We start from the raw sequence: 15,808 nt of genomic DNA on the forward strand, positions 1-15,808 counted from the left end.
AAAGACAGTCACATGGGGTGGGGACGCTTCGCCGCAAGACAGGTAATTAATTTGGGGGATCGGTGATGGGTACAGGTTTGTTCCGGGTCATCATGGTGCTGTTATGGGCGCTTGGTGGGATGGTTGTCGCACTTGGCCTGTTTAACGGTGACTATGAAATGGCCCTTTTGGGCGCGGTCTGTTTTATCATTCCGATGTTTCTGCCGCTGGTCGTGATTATGCTAAATCGGATGCAATCGTCATCGGGCAGTAAAGCTCCGTCCTTATCGCCGATGCAGGCTGCGAAGATGAAGGCCGAAGGCCAGTGGGCCAAGGTCGAGGATCTGGATGCACGCAAACTGCTTGAGGCCAAGCCGTCCCTTGTTCTTGGCCGCTGGGGGCCGGAAAAGCGGCTTTTGGGGGCGTCGGGCCTGCGCCGGGTGATTACATTTTCCAGCAAACCCGAAGAATATTACCGCGCCTCGGCCGAGCCAAACGCCCTGCTGCACAGCGGTAGCCTGTTTGTATATGAACGCTTTGGCAGTATTTACCGTGTGGTACAGGACCGTCGAAAAAAGATGGGCCAACGGGTGATCCTGATTGATCCGCATGGGCAGGCCGCTGAGGAAAGTGATCAATTTAATCCGTGCGATTTTATGCGCCCGCAGGGCGAAGGCTTGATCGCCGATGCCGGGGTGATCGCCGATACCCTGTTGGCACCGGTCTTTGTAAAGGAACTGGACGAGCAGAAAATACGTGTAGCCCGGACGCTTTTGCAGGGTTTTATCGTTTATACATTTCAGAAAAGCCTGAAGGATAATCGAAGCCTTGCGGAAGTCCGGCGCAATTTGGTCATGCCGTCGCAGCGATTTTATCAAATTATTGAAGAACTGATGAGCATAGAATCCGCCGATGGCCGGATTTCCGATGTTGCCCTGACGATCCTTGATATGACCGAGGATCAGCGCATGTCGATTATCGAAGCATGTCGGATGGCAACGGCCGATTTTGATAATCCGGCGATTGCACGGATGATCAGCAGCAGCACATTTGGCGTTGAAGACCTTATTGGCCGACCGGTATCGATCTTTATTGTCGGGCAAATGGGCGGGGACAGTCCCGATACCCAAACCGCATTCAGCCGGGTGATGATTGGTGCCGTGATGCAGTTGATTGGTCGACGTGAATGGAAAAACGGTGATCCCGAATTTCTGGTTCTGTTTGACGGGATCGAGGCCGTCGGTCGCATGCCGCTGTTTGAACGCCTTTTGGGGGGCGGTTTTGGCGATGGCATGATTGTTTGGCCAGGGTTTTCCGGTGTCAGTGGCTTGATGGATGTTTGTCTTAATTGGGAAAACGTTGTGGGCCGGGCCGATGCGATTTCAGTTCTGAGCCAGGATGGGGCGTTCAACCTTGACTGGGTTTCCGGTCTGACAGCGATGTCGAAATTTGATGATACTGGTGGTGGTGGCGGCAATGACCGACCAGTGCATCTGCGCCCGCAAGACAATCAGCCGATTTTGCGATCAGCCGAAGTTGCCCGCTTTCCCGATGATGAACAAATTCTGTTCCGCAAGGGGGTTCCGCCGATCCGCGCCCATCGGATTGATTGGTATCATGACGATATGTTCCACGGGATGGCCGTCCACGCCCCGACCTTTAATTGATGCCGATCAGAGTTTAACAGACGGCAATTGCCGCCTGTTAATGTAGGGCTGCTGTTATCTGGAAAGTCGGGGCAATCTATTGGGTGATGGTGATTTCATCGCCGGGGTGGATGGTGCCGTTTTCAATCGCTTCGACATACACCCCCATATAAAGGTGGTTCAAACCCTTGCGAAGTTGCAGGGGAACATTGATGTCTGACTCGGCAGTGTCAGGATTGACGCTGGTTGCCTTGCATCGGGTGATCGGGTGGATGACGCGAAACTTGATGTCATTGACTTTAACGATCTGGCCTTCTTCCCATTTCAGTTCCGTCCAGGGATCAAGCCCGTCAATCAACAGGTTGCCGCGGAACCGCATCGGGTCGATTTCCTTTTGAACGATGCGGTCACTGAAATCGCGTACCGATGCCAGATTGATCACCGAAATATAGGGTTCTTTCATATCGCCAAAGCGGACATCGGGGACCGAATGGATTTTCGGTGTTCCGGCAATATCATTTTTCAAAAACGCCTTGAGGAAATCCTCGATGACAGTGCAGCCCATTTTATCGGCAAGGTTGCCCTTGCAGATGGCGCGACCATTGCGAAGGATCGTCAGTGTTGTGGTGGCGGCGTCATACTCGGTGCCAAGTTCAGCCAGTTTGGGTGTGTTCACCAATTGCAGGAAATTGCTTTTGCGGGCCCATTCATGAATGCCATCCTGCCCGACCGATGATTGGGTCGCGATGATGAAACGGCGATCATCTTGCAACATCTGATGTGCACTGATTTCGGCAGAAGGCATTTCAATGCCGCGCAACCCTTTGACAGGATAACGGTTGATGGCTTTAAGCTGGACGGTCATGGCGTTCGATCCTGTTTGGCCCATGATGCATGCTGGAAACGCGGCGATCTGACATGCGGGCCGACTATATGACAAGAGGTGACGTTAAAGACTTGTATTCCCAAGGGCAAGTATTCCAATCGTTATTCTGACGTCAAATCAGGGAAGAATGCCAACCCATTTGCCTGCATTCTTGAATGATGCTGCGTCGGATAATTAATTCTTGCCGCTTTTGCCGGGGAATTACCTTGCAAACATCCTGAACTGAGACATATCAAAGACGTCGGCGATGGAAAGATTGATAATTTCTATTGTGGATGAAACCACTTAAGGTCGCGGATGCTTCAGTGAAGGTCCGCATGGTGTAGTACTGTTAGCTCAAGGAGTAACAGGCATGGAATTTGAAAAGTTTACGGACCGGTCCAAAGGTTTTCTTCAGTCTGCGCAATCACTGGCGCTGCGTGAAAACCATCAGCAATTTGTACCAATCCATTTGTTGAAAGTGCTGCTGGACGACGAAGAAGGCTTGGCAGCCAATCTTATCAAGGCAGCGGGTGGAAAGCCCAAAGTCGCACAAACCAGATGCGCCGAAGAACTGGCCAAACTGCCCAAGGTATCGGGCGGTAATGGACAGATTTACCTGTCATCTGAATTTGCCCGTTTGGTTGATCAGGCGCAGGAAGTGGCAAAAAAGGCTGGTGACAGTTATGTCACGGCGGAACGTTTGCTGCTGACCATTGCGCTTGATCCGAAATCAACTGCGGGCAAGGTTCTGGCGGATGCGGGGCTTACCGCACAGGCCCTTAACGGCGCGATCAACGATATTCGCAAAGGTCGCACGGCGGACAGTTCCGGGGCTGAAAGCCAGTATGACGCCCTTAAAAAATATGCCCGCGATCTGACCGAGGCCGCCCGCGAAGGCAAACTTGATCCGGTGATTGGCCGGGACGAGGAAATCCGCCGTGCCATTCAGGTCTTGTCGCGACGGACCAAGAACAACCCGGTGCTGATCGGTGAACCTGGTGTTGGTAAAACTGCCATAGCCGAAGGTCTGGCGCTGCGTATCGTTAAGGGCGATGTACCCGAAACGCTTAAGGACAAGAAACTTCTATCGCTTGATCTTGGGGCGTTGATTGCCGGTGCCAAATTCCGTGGCGAGTTCGAAGAACGTCTGAAAGCGGTTATGTCCGAGATCGAGGCCGAAGCAGGTCAGGTCATTTTGTTCATCGACGAATTGCACACATTGGTCGGGGCAGGCAAGGCCGAGGGATCGATGGATGCCTCGAACCTGTTGAAGCCAGCACTGGCGCGCGGTGAACTTCATTGCGTTGGTGCGACCACGCTTGATGAATACCGCAAGAATATCGAAAAAGACGCGGCCCTTGCGCGGCGTTTCCAGCCGGTATTTGTATCTGAGCCGACGGTTTCCGACACGGTTTCGATCTTGCGCGGGATTAAGGAAAAATACGAACTCCATCACGGGGTGCGTATTGCCGATAATGCACTGGTCGCGGCGGCAACGCTTTCTAACCGGTACATTACGGATCGGTTTTTGCCTGACAAGGCCATCGATTTGATGGATGAGTCTGCATCGCGCCTGCGGATGGAACTGGATTCCAAGCCCGAGGAAATTGACGAGCTTGATCGCCGGATTATTCAGCTTAAGATTGAACGTGAAGCCCTTAAAAAGGAAGAGGATCAGGCATCGAAAGATCGTCTTGGCCGTCTGGACAAAGAGCTTTCTGAACTTGAAGGAAAATCGGCCGAGCTGACCGCGAAATGGGAAGCCCAGAAAAAGGAACTGGCGGCATCGACCCATATCAAGGAACAACTTGATCAGGCGCGCGGCGAACTGGAACGCGCCATGCGTGACGGAAGCCTTGAACGTGCCGGGCAACTTCAATACGAAGAAATTCCGGCATTGGAACGGTTGCTTGAACGGGCCGAAGACGATCAGTCCGACGGCATGAAAGAAGAAGCGGTAACTGAAAAACATATTGCTTCTGTCGTGTCGCGCTGGACGGGTATTCCGGTTGATAAAATGCTGGAAGGCGAACGCGAGAAACTTTTGGGCATGGAAGACATTCTGCGCAAACGCGTGGTGGGTCAGGATGAAGCCGTCAAGTCGATTGCGAATGCTGTACGGCGTGCCCGTGCCGGATTGCAGGACCCGAACCGTCCAATGGGATCGTTCCTGTTCCTTGGTCCGACAGGGGTGGGTAAAACCGAATTGACCAAGGCGCTTGCACAGTTCCTGTTTGATGATGAACAGGCGATGGTCCGCATTGATATGTCGGAATTCATGGAAAAGCATGCGGTGTCGCGTCTTATCGGTGCGCCCCCGGGATATGTTGGCTATGAAGAAGGCGGTTCCCTGACCGAGGCAGTTCGGCGTCGTCCCTATCAGGTGGTTTTGTTCGATGAAGTCGAAAAAGCCCACCCGGATGTGTTCAACGTTCTGCTTCAGGTTCTTGACGAAGGTCGATTGACCGATGGGCAGGGCCGGACCGTTGATTTCCGCAATACGTTGATTATTCTGACTTCTAACCTTGGTGGTGACATTCTTGCCAATCAGGAAGCCGGTCATGACAGCGGCGAATTGCGCAGTCAGGTGATGGAAATTGTTCGGGCATCGTTCCGTCCAGAATTCCTGAACCGGTTGGACGAGGTGCTTTTGTTCCATCGTTTGCAACGTGAACAGATGGGCAAAATTGTCGAGATTCAATTGAGCCGCCTTGATAAGTTGCTGTTGGATCGCAAGATTACGCTGGAATTGGATGAGCTTGCCAAAAGCTGGCTTGCCGATAAGGGATATGACCCGGTTTATGGCGCACGTCCGCTTAAACGGGTGATCCAGCGGTATCTGCAAAATCCGTTATCGATGCAGATTCTTGATGGGTCGATCAATGATGGTGATACCGTCCCGGTTTCAGCAGAAGGTGGCCATTTGTTATTGAATGGCAAGAAGGTCGAGCTGGTCGATTGATCTGCCTTGACGCCTGATCTTTGTAAAACCCCGGTCATTGATCGGGGTTTTGCCTTTTCATCGTCACGATATCATAGCAGGATGGTACAAATCTGAAACCAAAGGGACGGTCATGAAAAACCAACCGGCAAAATTCAAAACATTCGCGCGGCTGATTGCATCGGCATCCGTTCTGGCGCTGCTGGCCGGGGCCGGAAATACGGCATCCGCGCAGTCGTTTTTTGACAAGGCCAAAGAAGCCCTTGGCGGTGTTATGGAAAAGTCCGGAACGTCGACATCGGAAAGCAGTTCTACGTCGCTGGCGGGATTGTCCCAGGACACCATTGCCGATGGATTGAAACAAGCCTTGGACAAAGGGGTTGAGGTCGTTACCAGCAATCTTGGTGTTACCGATGGTTTTAATGCCGATCCGGTGGCGCATATCCCGTTGCCCGATACGGTCAAGCGTGTTCAATCATTGCTCAGTGCTGCCGGGCTTGGCAGTTACGGCGAAGAAATCGAACTTCGGATGAACCGGGCGGCTGAAACCACCATGAAGGATGCCGGGGGCATTTTGGTCGACGCGGTCAGCCAGATGACCCTTGATGATGCCAAGGGCATTTTGGAAGGGCCGGATGATGCGGCAACATCCTATCTTCGCCGTGTCTCGGGAACGAATATCGAGGATAAGCTGCGCCCGGTCATCACCGATGCCATGTCCGATACCGGTGCCTTGCAATTATATGATCAAATGATGGGGCAATATGCGACCCTGCCAATGGTGCCCGATGTTAAGGCATCCCTGACCGATCATGCGACGGAAAAGGCGAAGGATGGGCTTTTCTATTACATCGCACAGCAAGAAGCCGATATCCGCAGTGATCCGGCACAATGGACCACGGATGTTCTGAAAAAGGTCTTTTCGGCTGTTAACTAAATTGTATCGATCCTGACCTTAGTGCAAGGACGCTGGCAGGGATTGCCAGCGTTTGCGCATGGCGTCGATCTTGTCATCCGGGACGCCGTGAATATTGCCAAACCGGCCATGGCATTCGATGATTTGAAGCGAGACATGATGGCGTTCCGCCATATCGAGATAGGCCTGCATTTCCCAGATTTCACTGAATGTATTGGCCACGATCACACTTTGACCAAGCGAAAGGTTCTTTTCGCATTCGGTTTCGCATTGGCTGTGCGCATCGCGTAATTTGCGCCCGTCAAACCGGTAATTTCCCGCCCTGTCGATCATGAATTGATCGGCTTCCAGATGGCAGGCACCGTTTGATGTGCTAATCGTTTCGGCCAGCGTTGATTTACCTGATCCGGGAAGCCCCCGGATCAGGGTCAAGGTTGGTTTTTGGGAGGAACGAATTGTCATTTCCCCTGATTATGATCCGCTGCGCTTGCGCTGATAAAGCGCATTAAGTTGCGCGCCATAAGCGTCACGGATTTTGTGGCGACGGATTTTCATCGACGGGGTCAGCATTTCGTTATCGATTGAAAACGCTGTCTCGGCAAAGATAAAGCTTCGGACTTTTTCAATCGTTGAGACGCGCCGATTGACGATGTCGATGGCAGATCGGATTTTCTTGCGGAATTCTTCGTTGGTGCCAAGGGCATCGATGTTGTTGTCGATCCCGTTTTCTTTGGCGAACTCGCGCATGAAATCTTCGTCCGGCCACAAGACCGCGACCAGATAGGGTTTATCATCGCCGTAAACCATGGCTTGGGAAATTTCGGTCTCAAGGGTCAGAAGCCCCTCGATCCGCTGTGGCGAGATATTGTCGCCCCCCGAATTGACGATGATATCCTTTTTGCGGTCTGTGATGACAAGGCTGCCTTCTTCGTCGAACTTGCCGATATCGCCGGTATGCAACCAGCCATCAATGATGGCGGCAGCGGTGACTTCGGGCAGGTTCCAGTAACCTTTCATCATGCTTTCGCCACGCAGCAGGATTTCGCCATCCTCGGCAATCTTGGCCTCGGCCCCGACCATCGGCGGGCCGACCGAACGCAGTTTGTTGTTTTCGGCACGGTTGCACGAAACCACCGGGGAAAATTCGGTTTGGCCGTATCCTTGCAGGACACGAATGCCGCACGATACGAACAAGACGCCCAATTCGTAGTTTAGCGGCCCGCCACCCGATACCATTGCCTTGATCCGCCCCCCGAAACGCTGGCGCAATTTTCGGCGCAGCAGAATTTCGCATAGCAGGTTCTGGATTTTTTCGATCAGGGTCAGACGCTGTTTTTCATAAGTCTTGCGGCCAAGCTTGAGCGTCAGGTTAAACAGCTTTTGCTTGAAGCCGCCTTCCTTTTCGACCATGCGGCTCATACGCTGATAAAGCATTTCATAAAGGCGCGGCACGGCCGTCATGATGGTTGGGCGGACTTCGGCCAGGTTGGCGGCCAGCTTGTCAATGCTTTCGGCGTAATAGATTTGGGCGCCGATGCTCATGGGGAAGTAAAGCCCGGCGGTATGTTCATAGGAATGTGACAGCGGCAGGAAAGACAGGAAGACTTCGTCCTCGATGCCCAGTGTTTCGATGATGTCAAACGCCCCCATGCAGTTTGACAGGATCGCGCCATGGCTTAACATCACACCCTTGGGCGCGCCGCCGGTGCCCGATGTATAAATCAGGCAGGCCAGTTGATCGCGCTTAATGCCCGAAACCCAGGCGTCAACATCATCGGTCAGACCGCGACCCTGCGAAATCACATCCTGCCAGCGGGTGATGGTGATATCGCCGACAAAGCTTTGGCCCCAGTCTTCCATCGTGATTGCATGACGGCAGCGACCACTATCAAGGGCAGCGTGCAAAAATGGCTGGGCCAGTTTTTTGGTCGAAATAATGGCAATGCCCGCACCGCTATCTTCGATCGCGTGCAGATGATCGCGTTCGGTATTGGTGGTATAGGCCGGAACCGTTAAGGCGCCGACACACATGATTGCCAGATCGGCAATACCCCATTCGGTGCGGTTCTCCGACACCAGAAGAACCCTGTCGCCGGGGCGGACACCGATTTTGTAAAGCGACCTTGCCAGGGCGCGCACCTGATCGGCGGCGTCATTCCAACTGGTCGCAATAAATTCCCCCGTCTCGCCGTCCTTGGTCCATAAGAACGGTGCATCCCCGTATTTTTCAGCTTGTTTGAAAAACATCGACGGCAAGTTCTGCCAATCGGCATAATCCTGCAGTTTCGTCATGACGCTTCCTTGCCTGGTTGTCGTTTCTATTGTCGTTAAAACAGTGATCTTTGCGTCACTGTTCAGGCCGAGGCCCGGCCGTGATGGTAATGCTTGTCGGTGGCTTCGAAAAGCACTGTCTTTTCCATCGCAGATACGCTCGACTGATCGTTTTTGTTATCAGGGATTGCGTTGTTGCGCAGCCGGAAAATGATGATCGGGGCGTTCAAATGCATGGCAAGTCACATCATTGGAAAAATTCGTTGATATTGATTGATCTTAGCGATTTCCCAAGCCGGGTTCAAACCGCTATTGTTAATCTGAAATTTCGCCCGGTTCGTATGCTGATAATGGCAAAGCTGTGATCTGCACTGGCATAGCTGGCTTTGGCATCATATATCGGGCATGAGTGTTTGGGACCGCAAAGGTCCGATTGCCTTATTGACTGTCTGGAGGACAAATGAACGCGATCGACAAGAATTTGCCGACTTGGGATCTGACCGATCTCTATAACGATCCCAAAGACCCGGCCATCCGGCGCGATCTTGATGATGCCAAAGCCCGTTCTGATGCCTTCCAGAAAACCTATCAGGGCAAGCTTGCCGGTCTTTCGGGCGATGAACTTGCCGCTGCAATTGCCGAATACGAAGCCGTTAGCGAAGTGTGCGGCCGGATCGGCTCGTTTGCGCAGCTGCTGTATGCCGGGGATGGCTCGGACGCGGCCATTGGCCAGTTCTATCAATCCGTTCAGGAAGAAATGACCAGCATTTCCAGCCTGTCGCTGTTCTTTGGGCTTGAAATCAACCGCATTGAAGAAGACGTTCTTTCGGCGAAATATGACGAAAGCGAAGCCCTGCGTCGCTATCGTCCGTGGTTGGATGAAAACCGGGCGTTTCGCCCGCATCAGCTTTCGGATGAGGTCGAGCAGGTTTTGCATGAGCGCCGCGTTGCCGGATCAAGTGCCTGGGTGCGTTTGTTTGATCAGACGATGGCCGATCTTCGTTTCCCGTTGAACGGTGAAGACCTGACGATGTCCGATGTCGCCAATATGCTGTCTTCGACCAAGGTCGAGGAACGCAAGGCGGCTGCCAAATCCATCGGTGATGTGCTGGGCAAGAACATCAAACTTCTGGCCCATATCACCAATACGCTGGCCAAGGACAAGGAAATTGACGACCGGTTGCGCAAATTTGCAACCCCGGTTTCGGCACGCAACCTGTCCAATCAGGTCGAAGACGAAGTGGTCGAAGCGCTTAATTCCGCTGTGGCAAGCAGCCATGCCGATCTGTCGCATCGATATTACCGCCTGAAAGCCAAATGGTTTGGGGTTGATCAGCTTGATTATTGGGATCGCAATGCACCGCTGCCCGATGATGATGACCGTCATATCGCATGGGAAACCGCGCGCAGCACGGTTCTGAAAGCCTATGGTGAGTTCTCGCCGGAACTGGCGGAAGTTGGTCAGAAGTTCTTTGATAATCCATGGATTGATGTGCCGCCGCGTGCCGGAAAATCATCGGGGGCCTTTGCCCATCCGACGGTGCCATCGGCGCATCCGTATCTGTTGCTGAACTATCATGGCAAAACCCGCGATGTGATGACGCTGGCCCATGAACTTGGCCATGGCGTGCATCAGGTTTTGGCCGGCGAGCAGGGCTATTTCCTGTCTGATACGCCATTGACCCTAGCCGAAACCGCATCGGTATTTGGGGAAATGCTGACGTTCCAGTCGATGTTGCGGGCGGAAACTGATCCGAAGATGAAGCGCATCATGTTGGCCGGCAAGGTTGAGGATATGCTCAACACCGTCGTGCGTCAGATTGCGTTCTTTGAATTTGAAAAACGCGTTCATGAGAAACGCCGTGAAGGTGAATTGACGGTTGATGAGATCGGCGAGATCTGGATCGCCGTACAACATGAAAGTCTGGGCGATGCGATTAAATACGAGGACGAGTATAAATATTACTGGTCCTATATCCCGCATTTCATCCACTCGCCGTTTTATGTCTATGCCTATGCGTTTGGCGATTGCCTCGTAAATTCACTGTATGACGTTTACGAAAATGCCGAAGACGGCTTCTCGCAGAAATATTTCGATATGCTGAAAGCGGGCGGCACCAAGCGGCATCAGGAATTACTGGCGCCGTTTGGTTTGGATGCGTCCGACCCGGCATTCTGGCAACGCGGTTTGAACATGATCAAACGCATGATCGACGAGTTGGAGGAGCTTTCCTAAGATGAGCGATGACGACGATTACACCGCCCCTTCGGAAGAAAATCGTTTCGGCGGGCGGGTTCGTCGTTATGCCAAGGTGGGGGCGTCGGCCGGGAAACTGGCCGCGCGCCTTGCCACAGGAAAAATGTTCGGCGGCGATATTGATCATGCAAAATACGCCGCCGAGCTAACATCCGCGCTTGGCGGGCTTAAGGGCCCGTTGATGAAGGTCGCGCAAATTCTGTCGACCATCCCCGATGCTTTGCCCAAGGAATACACCCAGGCCCTTGCCACCCTTCAGGCCGATGCGCCCAGCATGGGGTGGTTGTTTGTCAAACGTCGCATGCGCAGCGAACTTGGCGCGGGGTGGCAATCCCGCTTTGCTGAGTTTAGCCATGATGCGGTGGCGGCGGCATCACTGGGGCAGGTTCACCGTGCGACGCTTTTGGATGGGCGCGATGTCGCCTGCAAACTGCAATATCCAGATATGTCAGCAACGGTCGAGGCTGACCTTAAACAACTACGTGCTGCCTTTGCGATTTATCGCCGTTATGACAGCGCGATTGATGCCGAAAATATCCAGTTGGAACTGAGTGCTCGCCTGCGCGAGGAACTTGATTACGAACGCGAAGCCCAAAATATGGGGCTTTATCGTCATATGCTGGCGGCCGAGGATTGCGTGCATGTGCCCGAACCGGTTGCAGAATTGACGACCAAGCGTCTGTTGACCATGACTTGGCAAACGGGCCAGAAATTCCAGAACTTTCTTGATGGAAATCCCGATCAGCAAGCGCGCAATCAGGTGGCGCTGAATATGTTCCGGGCGTGGTATGTGCCGTTTTATCGCTATGGTGTGATCCATGGTGATCCGCATCTTGGCAACTATTCGCTCCGCGATGATGGTACGGTTAATCTGCTTGATTTTGGCTGTATCAGGATCTTTACACCCACCTTCGTCAATGCCGTGATTACGTTGTACGAGGCGCTTCGTGACAAGGACGAGGATAAGGCGGTTTTTGCCTATCAAAGCTGGGGCTTTGATAATCCATCACGGGAACTGATTGATGTTCTGAACATCTGGGCTGGCTTTGTTTATGGCCCGATCCTTGATGATCGGGAACGCCGAATGGATGAAACCAATTCGGTGGCCTATGGCGCAGAAGTTGCCGGGAAAGTTCATCGGGAACTGCGCCGTGTCGGTGGCGTCAAGCCGCCGCGTGAGTTTGTTCTGGTGGACCGGGCGGCCGTTGGGCTTGGCGCAGTGTTCCTGCGTCTTGATGCGCATCTGAACTGGTATCAGATTTTCAATGATCTGGTCGGTGGTTTTGATGTTGATAAGCTTGCGCGTAATCAGGAAACGGCCCTGCAATCTGTGGGGTTGGTCCGCCCCGAAGACTGATTATCCCTTGCGCTTATAAACGCAATCTTCTGGTCGCATTGTTATGCATGACGTTTGGGGGCGTCCTGAATTGCATCGGCAAATTTGCGCATCAGCCGTGCCAGATTGTCGATATCTTGTTGGTCCCATTCTTCAAATATTGCCAGACCAAGCCGTTCACGCGCCTGATCTATGGCGTCGGTCATTTTCTTGCCGAGGGGGGCGATGATTGCATGCCGGACGCGTTTATCGGTTTGCCCCGGTTCGCGTTTGATCAGGTCGAGGCTTTCAAGTTTGGCGACCTGTCTGCTGACGGTGGTGTGGTCACGGCCAACCCGGTCGGCCAAATCAACAACCCCGATCGGACCCAGTTTTTCAATAACGACCAGTAACGGGAACAGGGCGCGATCCAGCGTGATGCCTGCTTCATTCATCATGTGTTCGTCGCGTTGCGGGCGGTTCATGACGCTGATGATATCGATCAGGGCGGTGTGAAGGGTTCTCATCTGTTTTTTAATATGTGTATTTTGCACGCTTTTCGTTGACACGAAGTGTTCCCCAATTTATGTGAATAATACACGCACTATTGCATGGCGCATGGTGGCGATGCCATGGGAATTTGTGGTGGAATTCTTGGTCTTTTTACGCAGACCAAGCCGGAACCACCACGATGCGACCCGTTACATATCGGATGACATAATGCAGAAATTTCTTTCCTTACGCAGTTGGGCGACGCAACTCACAATCGGCTCCTTTCTGTTGATGTCGGGAACGGGAATTCTTTTGTTTTTTGAATTTGAAGAAGGACTTACAGCCGTCGTCCATCAATGGCTGTCCTGGTTCTTTGTCATCGGAGCCGTGGCGCATATTGTCATCAATTTTCGACCCTTCAAAAATCGCCTGAAATCCGGCTGGGGCAAGGCCTGTGTGGTGGTCTTTGGTGTCGCTTTTATGGCATCCTGTTTTTCCTGGGGAATGGTAACCGGCCCGCAATTGGAGCGCCCGATTGAGGAGGCACTGGTTTATGCACCCTTGTCTGCATTGGCGGCGGTAAGTCAGATCAGTTCGGATGACCTGATCCGAAAGCTTGCAGGGCACGGCGTTACCGCAAGCAGCAACCAATCGATTTATGATTTGTCGATCCGTTCCGGTGTTGACGAGAATGAATTGCTTGGATTTGTTTTTTTGTCGAATTGATATCGGCCAACCTGTTCTCGATATGCAGGCTGCGTGACATATGCCTTTGTTTCGCGCAGCCCGATTGATCGGGGCAAGGTGCAATCTGCAATCTGATAAACGGTTGGTTCCTGTGGCGTCGAAACCGAATCGTCCGACCTGTATTTATCAGATGCGAGTAGCAGCGCGCGCGAAAGAGGATGCAATTCCTGATTTCGGCGGGCATTGTTTGTCTGGCACAAGTCCGGCAACAAGCGATTTTTTCATTTTCCCTGCTTGCCTCATGGTTGATTTGGTGAAAACCTATGGGTGTGTTTGTCAATTAAAGTTAACTTTTCACGATGGCTGAAAATAGGGGAAACTATCGCAAATCAATGGCCTAATTCTATCTTGTCAGGATCAGGACCTGTTACCGGATGGAAATAATCTGTGCGGAAAGTCACACATGATTACATTGATGTGATGTGAACTTAAATTAAGTTAAACTGATTTTTTATCGGTTTTTGATATTGTCGAAGCCGGGAAGAAATCGCATCTTGCATTCAGCGCAGACAAGGCAGGGCGTCATTGATTGTTTGTCCTGAGCACCAGTGGCGGGTGGGACCTGACTTGTTACCAAGGCTTTGCGGCCTTGGAGTGCGTGGTGGGAAAGCGGGCGGTTTCTTCTGTTAAAGCGGAAGAACCGCCTTTTTTCTTCCCGGGCAAGGGGTATCGTGGCCAATCTGGTGCGTTGCGTGCCAGATATGGATCACGTTGTATAAAAACGATAAAAACAAAAATACCGTGCTTATTCATGATGTTTAGGGAAGGAGGTTGAACGCGATGAAACTGGCCGTTCCAAAGGAAATATGGCCCGGGGAAAAGCGCGTTGCCGTCACGCCAGACACCGTCAAGAAATTGATTGGTCTGGGGTTTGACGTTGCAATCGAAGCTGGTGCCGGAACAGATGCCGCCATACCGGATGATCGCTTTGCCGATGCCGGGGCGACAATCGTCAAAACGATGAAAGCCACCGTCAAGGATGCCGATGTCATCCTGAAGGTGCGCCCGCCGGTCGTGGATGGCAAAACCGACGAGCTTGCCGCCTATAAAAAGGGTGCAGCCGTTATTGCCTTGCTGGATCCCTATGATCGCAAGGATCTTATTGAAAAAATGGCGGCGGCGGGAGTTTCGTCCTTTGCCATGGAACTGATGCCGCGTATTTCACGCGCACAGTCGATGGATGTTCTGTCGTCGCAATCCAATCTGGCCGGTTATCGGTCGGTTATTGATGCCGCCCATGAATTTGGCCGGATTTATCCGATGATGATGACGGCCGCCGGGACCTTGCCGCCCGCCCGTATTGTTATTGTCGGCGCTGGTGTTGCCGGGCTTCAGGCCATCGCAACGGCCAAGCGTCTTGGTGCGGTGGTGTCCGCGTTTGATGTGCGCCCGGCTGTTAAGGAACAAGTGCAATCCCTTGGCGGGACCTTTATCGAAGTCGACGAAGACGATGCTGCCGATGGTGAAACATCTGGTGGTTACGCCAAGGAAATGTCGGATGAGTACAAGGCCAAACAGGCTGCCAAGCTTAAAGACGTTTTGGCCAAAACCGATATCGTGATTACCACGGCCCTGATTCCGGGCCGACCTGCGCCGCAAATCGTCACTGCCGATATGGTGGCGGGCATGAAGCCGGGATCGGTGATTATCGATCTTGCGGCGGAACGTGGCGGCAATGTTGCCGGGGCGAAACTTGGCGAAACAATTGTCACGGCCAATGGTGTTAAAATTATTGGCCCGGAAAACATCACAAGTTCCGTCGCCACCGACGCGACCGCGATGTATGCCAAGAACCTTTTGAACTTCATCACGCTGTCGGTCGACAAGGATAAGGGCACGCTGGTCTTTGATCCAAAAGACCAGATTATTGCCGAAACCATGCTGACCTGTGATGGCAAGGTTGTTCATCCGAAATTCGGTGGCGAGGAGGTGGCAAATGGCTGATCAATCCGTAACCCAGAATGCAAACGAGCTGCGCGATGCAGCCCTGGGGCTGGCCGAAAAGGCCGCAAAGCTTGCCGATAATCTGGCCCATCAGGCTGGTGATATGGCAACGAGCGCAACCACGGTTGTCCATACAAGCGGTGTTAGCCCGACGGTGCTTGGCCTGACGGTGTTTGTTCTGGCCTGCTTTGTTGGCTATTACGTTGTGTGGAAAGTTACCCCCGCCCTTCATTCGCCGTTGATGGCGGTGACCAATGCCATTTCATCGGTGATTATTGTTGGTGCGCTTTTGGCGGCTGGCCCGATTGAAATGAACCTGTCCAAGGTCATGGGTTTCCTTGCCGTGGTGCTGGCATCGGTCAACATCTTTGGCGGTTTCATCGTGGCGCAGCGCATGCTGCACATGTTTAAGAAAAAGAAGTAGGGGGAACA

Annotated in this window: 13 protein-coding genes; 8 read left to right on the top strand and 5 right to left on the bottom strand. The window is 52.7% G+C overall.

Annotated features, from left to right (window positions below):
• Nucleotides 1-65: 65 nt before the first annotated feature.
• Nucleotides 66-1,646: a type IV secretory system conjugative DNA transfer family protein gene (locus tag TALK_RS17385; RefSeq protein ID WP_085620417.1), complete on the top strand. Its 1,581-nt coding sequence runs from the start codon at nucleotides 66-68 to the stop codon at nucleotides 1,644-1,646.
• Between the two features lie 76 nt (nucleotides 1,647-1,722).
• Here the strand turns inward: TALK_RS17385 and TALK_RS17390 are convergent, their stop codons facing one another.
• Nucleotides 1,723-2,490: an MOSC domain-containing protein gene (locus TALK_RS17390; protein ID WP_085620418.1), complete on the bottom strand. Its 768-nt coding sequence runs from the start codon at nucleotides 2,488-2,490 to the stop codon at nucleotides 1,723-1,725.
• Between the two features lie 373 nt (nucleotides 2,491-2,863).
• Here TALK_RS17390 and clpB point away from each other — a divergent pair, with 373 nt between their 5' ends.
• The gene (gene clpB, locus TALK_RS17395; RefSeq protein WP_085620419.1) at nucleotides 2,864-5,455 is read left to right on the top strand and encodes an ATP-dependent chaperone ClpB; all 2,592 of its coding nucleotides are present in this window, start codon (nucleotides 2,864-2,866) and stop codon (nucleotides 5,453-5,455) included.
• Nucleotides 5,456-5,567: 112 nt separating this feature from the next.
• Nucleotides 5,568-6,371: a DUF4197 domain-containing protein gene (locus TALK_RS17400; RefSeq protein ID WP_085620420.1), complete on the top strand. Its 804-nt coding sequence runs from the start codon at nucleotides 5,568-5,570 to the stop codon at nucleotides 6,369-6,371.
• Nucleotides 6,372-6,389: 18 nt separating this feature from the next.
• On the opposite strand, the gene TALK_RS17405 is transcribed toward TALK_RS17400, so the two are convergent.
• The 3 genes from TALK_RS17405 to TALK_RS22155 form a co-directional block, all read right to left on the bottom strand.
• Nucleotides 6,390-6,812, bottom strand: coding sequence for an ATP-binding protein (locus TALK_RS17405; RefSeq protein WP_085620421.1), 423 nt, complete (start codon nucleotides 6,810-6,812; stop codon nucleotides 6,390-6,392).
• 9 nt (nucleotides 6,813-6,821) lie between these two features.
• Complete coding sequence (locus tag TALK_RS17410) at nucleotides 6,822-8,642, bottom strand: AMP-dependent synthetase/ligase (protein ID WP_085620422.1); 1,821 nt, start codon at nucleotides 8,640-8,642, stop codon at nucleotides 6,822-6,824.
• 62 nt (nucleotides 8,643-8,704) lie between these two features.
• Nucleotides 8,705-8,857, bottom strand: a complete 153-nt coding sequence (locus TALK_RS22155; protein ID WP_169715064.1) for a hypothetical protein — start codon at nucleotides 8,855-8,857, stop codon at nucleotides 8,705-8,707.
• Nucleotides 8,858-9,081: 224 nt separating this feature from the next.
• On the opposite strand from TALK_RS22155, the gene TALK_RS17415 reads away from it, so the two are divergent.
• Complete coding sequence (locus TALK_RS17415; protein ID WP_085620423.1) at nucleotides 9,082-10,857, top strand: M3 family oligoendopeptidase; 1,776 nt, start codon at nucleotides 9,082-9,084, stop codon at nucleotides 10,855-10,857.
• Nucleotide 10,858: 1 nt separating this feature from the next.
• The gene (locus TALK_RS17420) at nucleotides 10,859-12,235 is read left to right on the top strand and encodes an ABC1 kinase family protein (protein ID WP_085620424.1); all 1,377 of its coding nucleotides are present in this window, start codon (nucleotides 10,859-10,861) and stop codon (nucleotides 12,233-12,235) included.
• Nucleotides 12,236-12,276: 41 nt separating this feature from the next.
• Here the strand turns inward: TALK_RS17420 and TALK_RS17425 are convergent, their stop codons facing one another.
• Nucleotides 12,277-12,720, bottom strand: a complete 444-nt coding sequence (locus TALK_RS17425) for a MarR family winged helix-turn-helix transcriptional regulator (RefSeq protein WP_211274841.1) — start codon at nucleotides 12,718-12,720, stop codon at nucleotides 12,277-12,279.
• A gap of 193 nt (nucleotides 12,721-12,913) precedes the next feature.
• Here TALK_RS17425 and TALK_RS17430 point away from each other — a divergent pair, with 193 nt between their 5' ends.
• From TALK_RS17430 to TALK_RS17440, 3 genes are all read left to right on the top strand, one after another.
• A complete protein-coding gene (locus tag TALK_RS17430; protein ID WP_085620426.1) occupies nucleotides 12,914-13,411 on the top strand; it encodes a hypothetical protein in 498 nt (165 codons plus the stop codon).
• A gap of 801 nt (nucleotides 13,412-14,212) precedes the next feature.
• Complete coding sequence (locus tag TALK_RS17435) at nucleotides 14,213-15,376, top strand: Re/Si-specific NAD(P)(+) transhydrogenase subunit alpha (RefSeq protein WP_085620427.1); 1,164 nt, start codon at nucleotides 14,213-14,215, stop codon at nucleotides 15,374-15,376.
• Nucleotides 15,369-15,800: an NAD(P) transhydrogenase subunit alpha part 2 gene (locus tag TALK_RS17440; RefSeq protein WP_085620428.1), complete on the top strand. Its 432-nt coding sequence runs from the start codon at nucleotides 15,369-15,371 to the stop codon at nucleotides 15,798-15,800. Before TALK_RS17435 ends, TALK_RS17440 begins: the two co-directional genes overlap by 8 nt.
• Nucleotides 15,801-15,808: the final 8 nt, after the last annotated feature.

It is taken from the genome of Thalassospira alkalitolerans (assembly GCF_002115745.1).
GTDB lineage: Bacteria > Pseudomonadota > Alphaproteobacteria > Rhodospirillales > Thalassospiraceae > Thalassospira > Thalassospira alkalitolerans.

Bases quoted from the DNA above. Each gene is read 5' to 3' on its own strand.
- TALK_RS17435 (WP_085620427.1), top strand. From the start codon at position 14,213: ATGAAACTGGCCGTTCCAAAGGAAATATGGCCCGGGGAAAAGCGCGTT.
- clpB (WP_085620419.1), top strand. From the start codon at position 2,864: ATGGAATTTGAAAAGTTTACGGACCGGTCCAAAGGTTTTCTTCAGTCT.
- TALK_RS17405 (WP_085620421.1), bottom strand. From the start codon at position 6,812: ATGACAATTCGTTCCTCCCAAAAACCAACCTTGACCCTGATCCGGGGG.
- TALK_RS17440 (WP_085620428.1), top strand. From the start codon at position 15,369: ATGGCTGATCAATCCGTAACCCAGAATGCAAACGAGCTGCGCGATGCA.
- TALK_RS17425 (WP_211274841.1), bottom strand. From the start codon at position 12,720: ATGAGAACCCTTCACACCGCCCTGATCGATATCATCAGCGTCATGAAC.
- TALK_RS17400 (WP_085620420.1), top strand. From the start codon at position 5,568: ATGAAAAACCAACCGGCAAAATTCAAAACATTCGCGCGGCTGATTGCA.
- TALK_RS17430 (WP_085620426.1), top strand. From the start codon at position 12,914: ATGCAGAAATTTCTTTCCTTACGCAGTTGGGCGACGCAACTCACAATC.
- TALK_RS17390 (WP_085620418.1), bottom strand. From the start codon at position 2,490: ATGACCGTCCAGCTTAAAGCCATCAACCGTTATCCTGTCAAAGGGTTG.
- TALK_RS22155 (WP_169715064.1), bottom strand. From the start codon at position 8,857: ATGCATTTGAACGCCCCGATCATCATTTTCCGGCTGCGCAACAACGCA.
- TALK_RS17385 (WP_085620417.1), top strand. From the start codon at position 66: ATGGGTACAGGTTTGTTCCGGGTCATCATGGTGCTGTTATGGGCGCTT.
- TALK_RS17410 (WP_085620422.1), bottom strand. From the start codon at position 8,642: ATGACGAAACTGCAGGATTATGCCGATTGGCAGAACTTGCCGTCGATG.
- TALK_RS17420 (WP_085620424.1), top strand. From the start codon at position 10,859: ATGAGCGATGACGACGATTACACCGCCCCTTCGGAAGAAAATCGTTTC.
- TALK_RS17415 (WP_085620423.1), top strand. From the start codon at position 9,082: ATGAACGCGATCGACAAGAATTTGCCGACTTGGGATCTGACCGATCTC.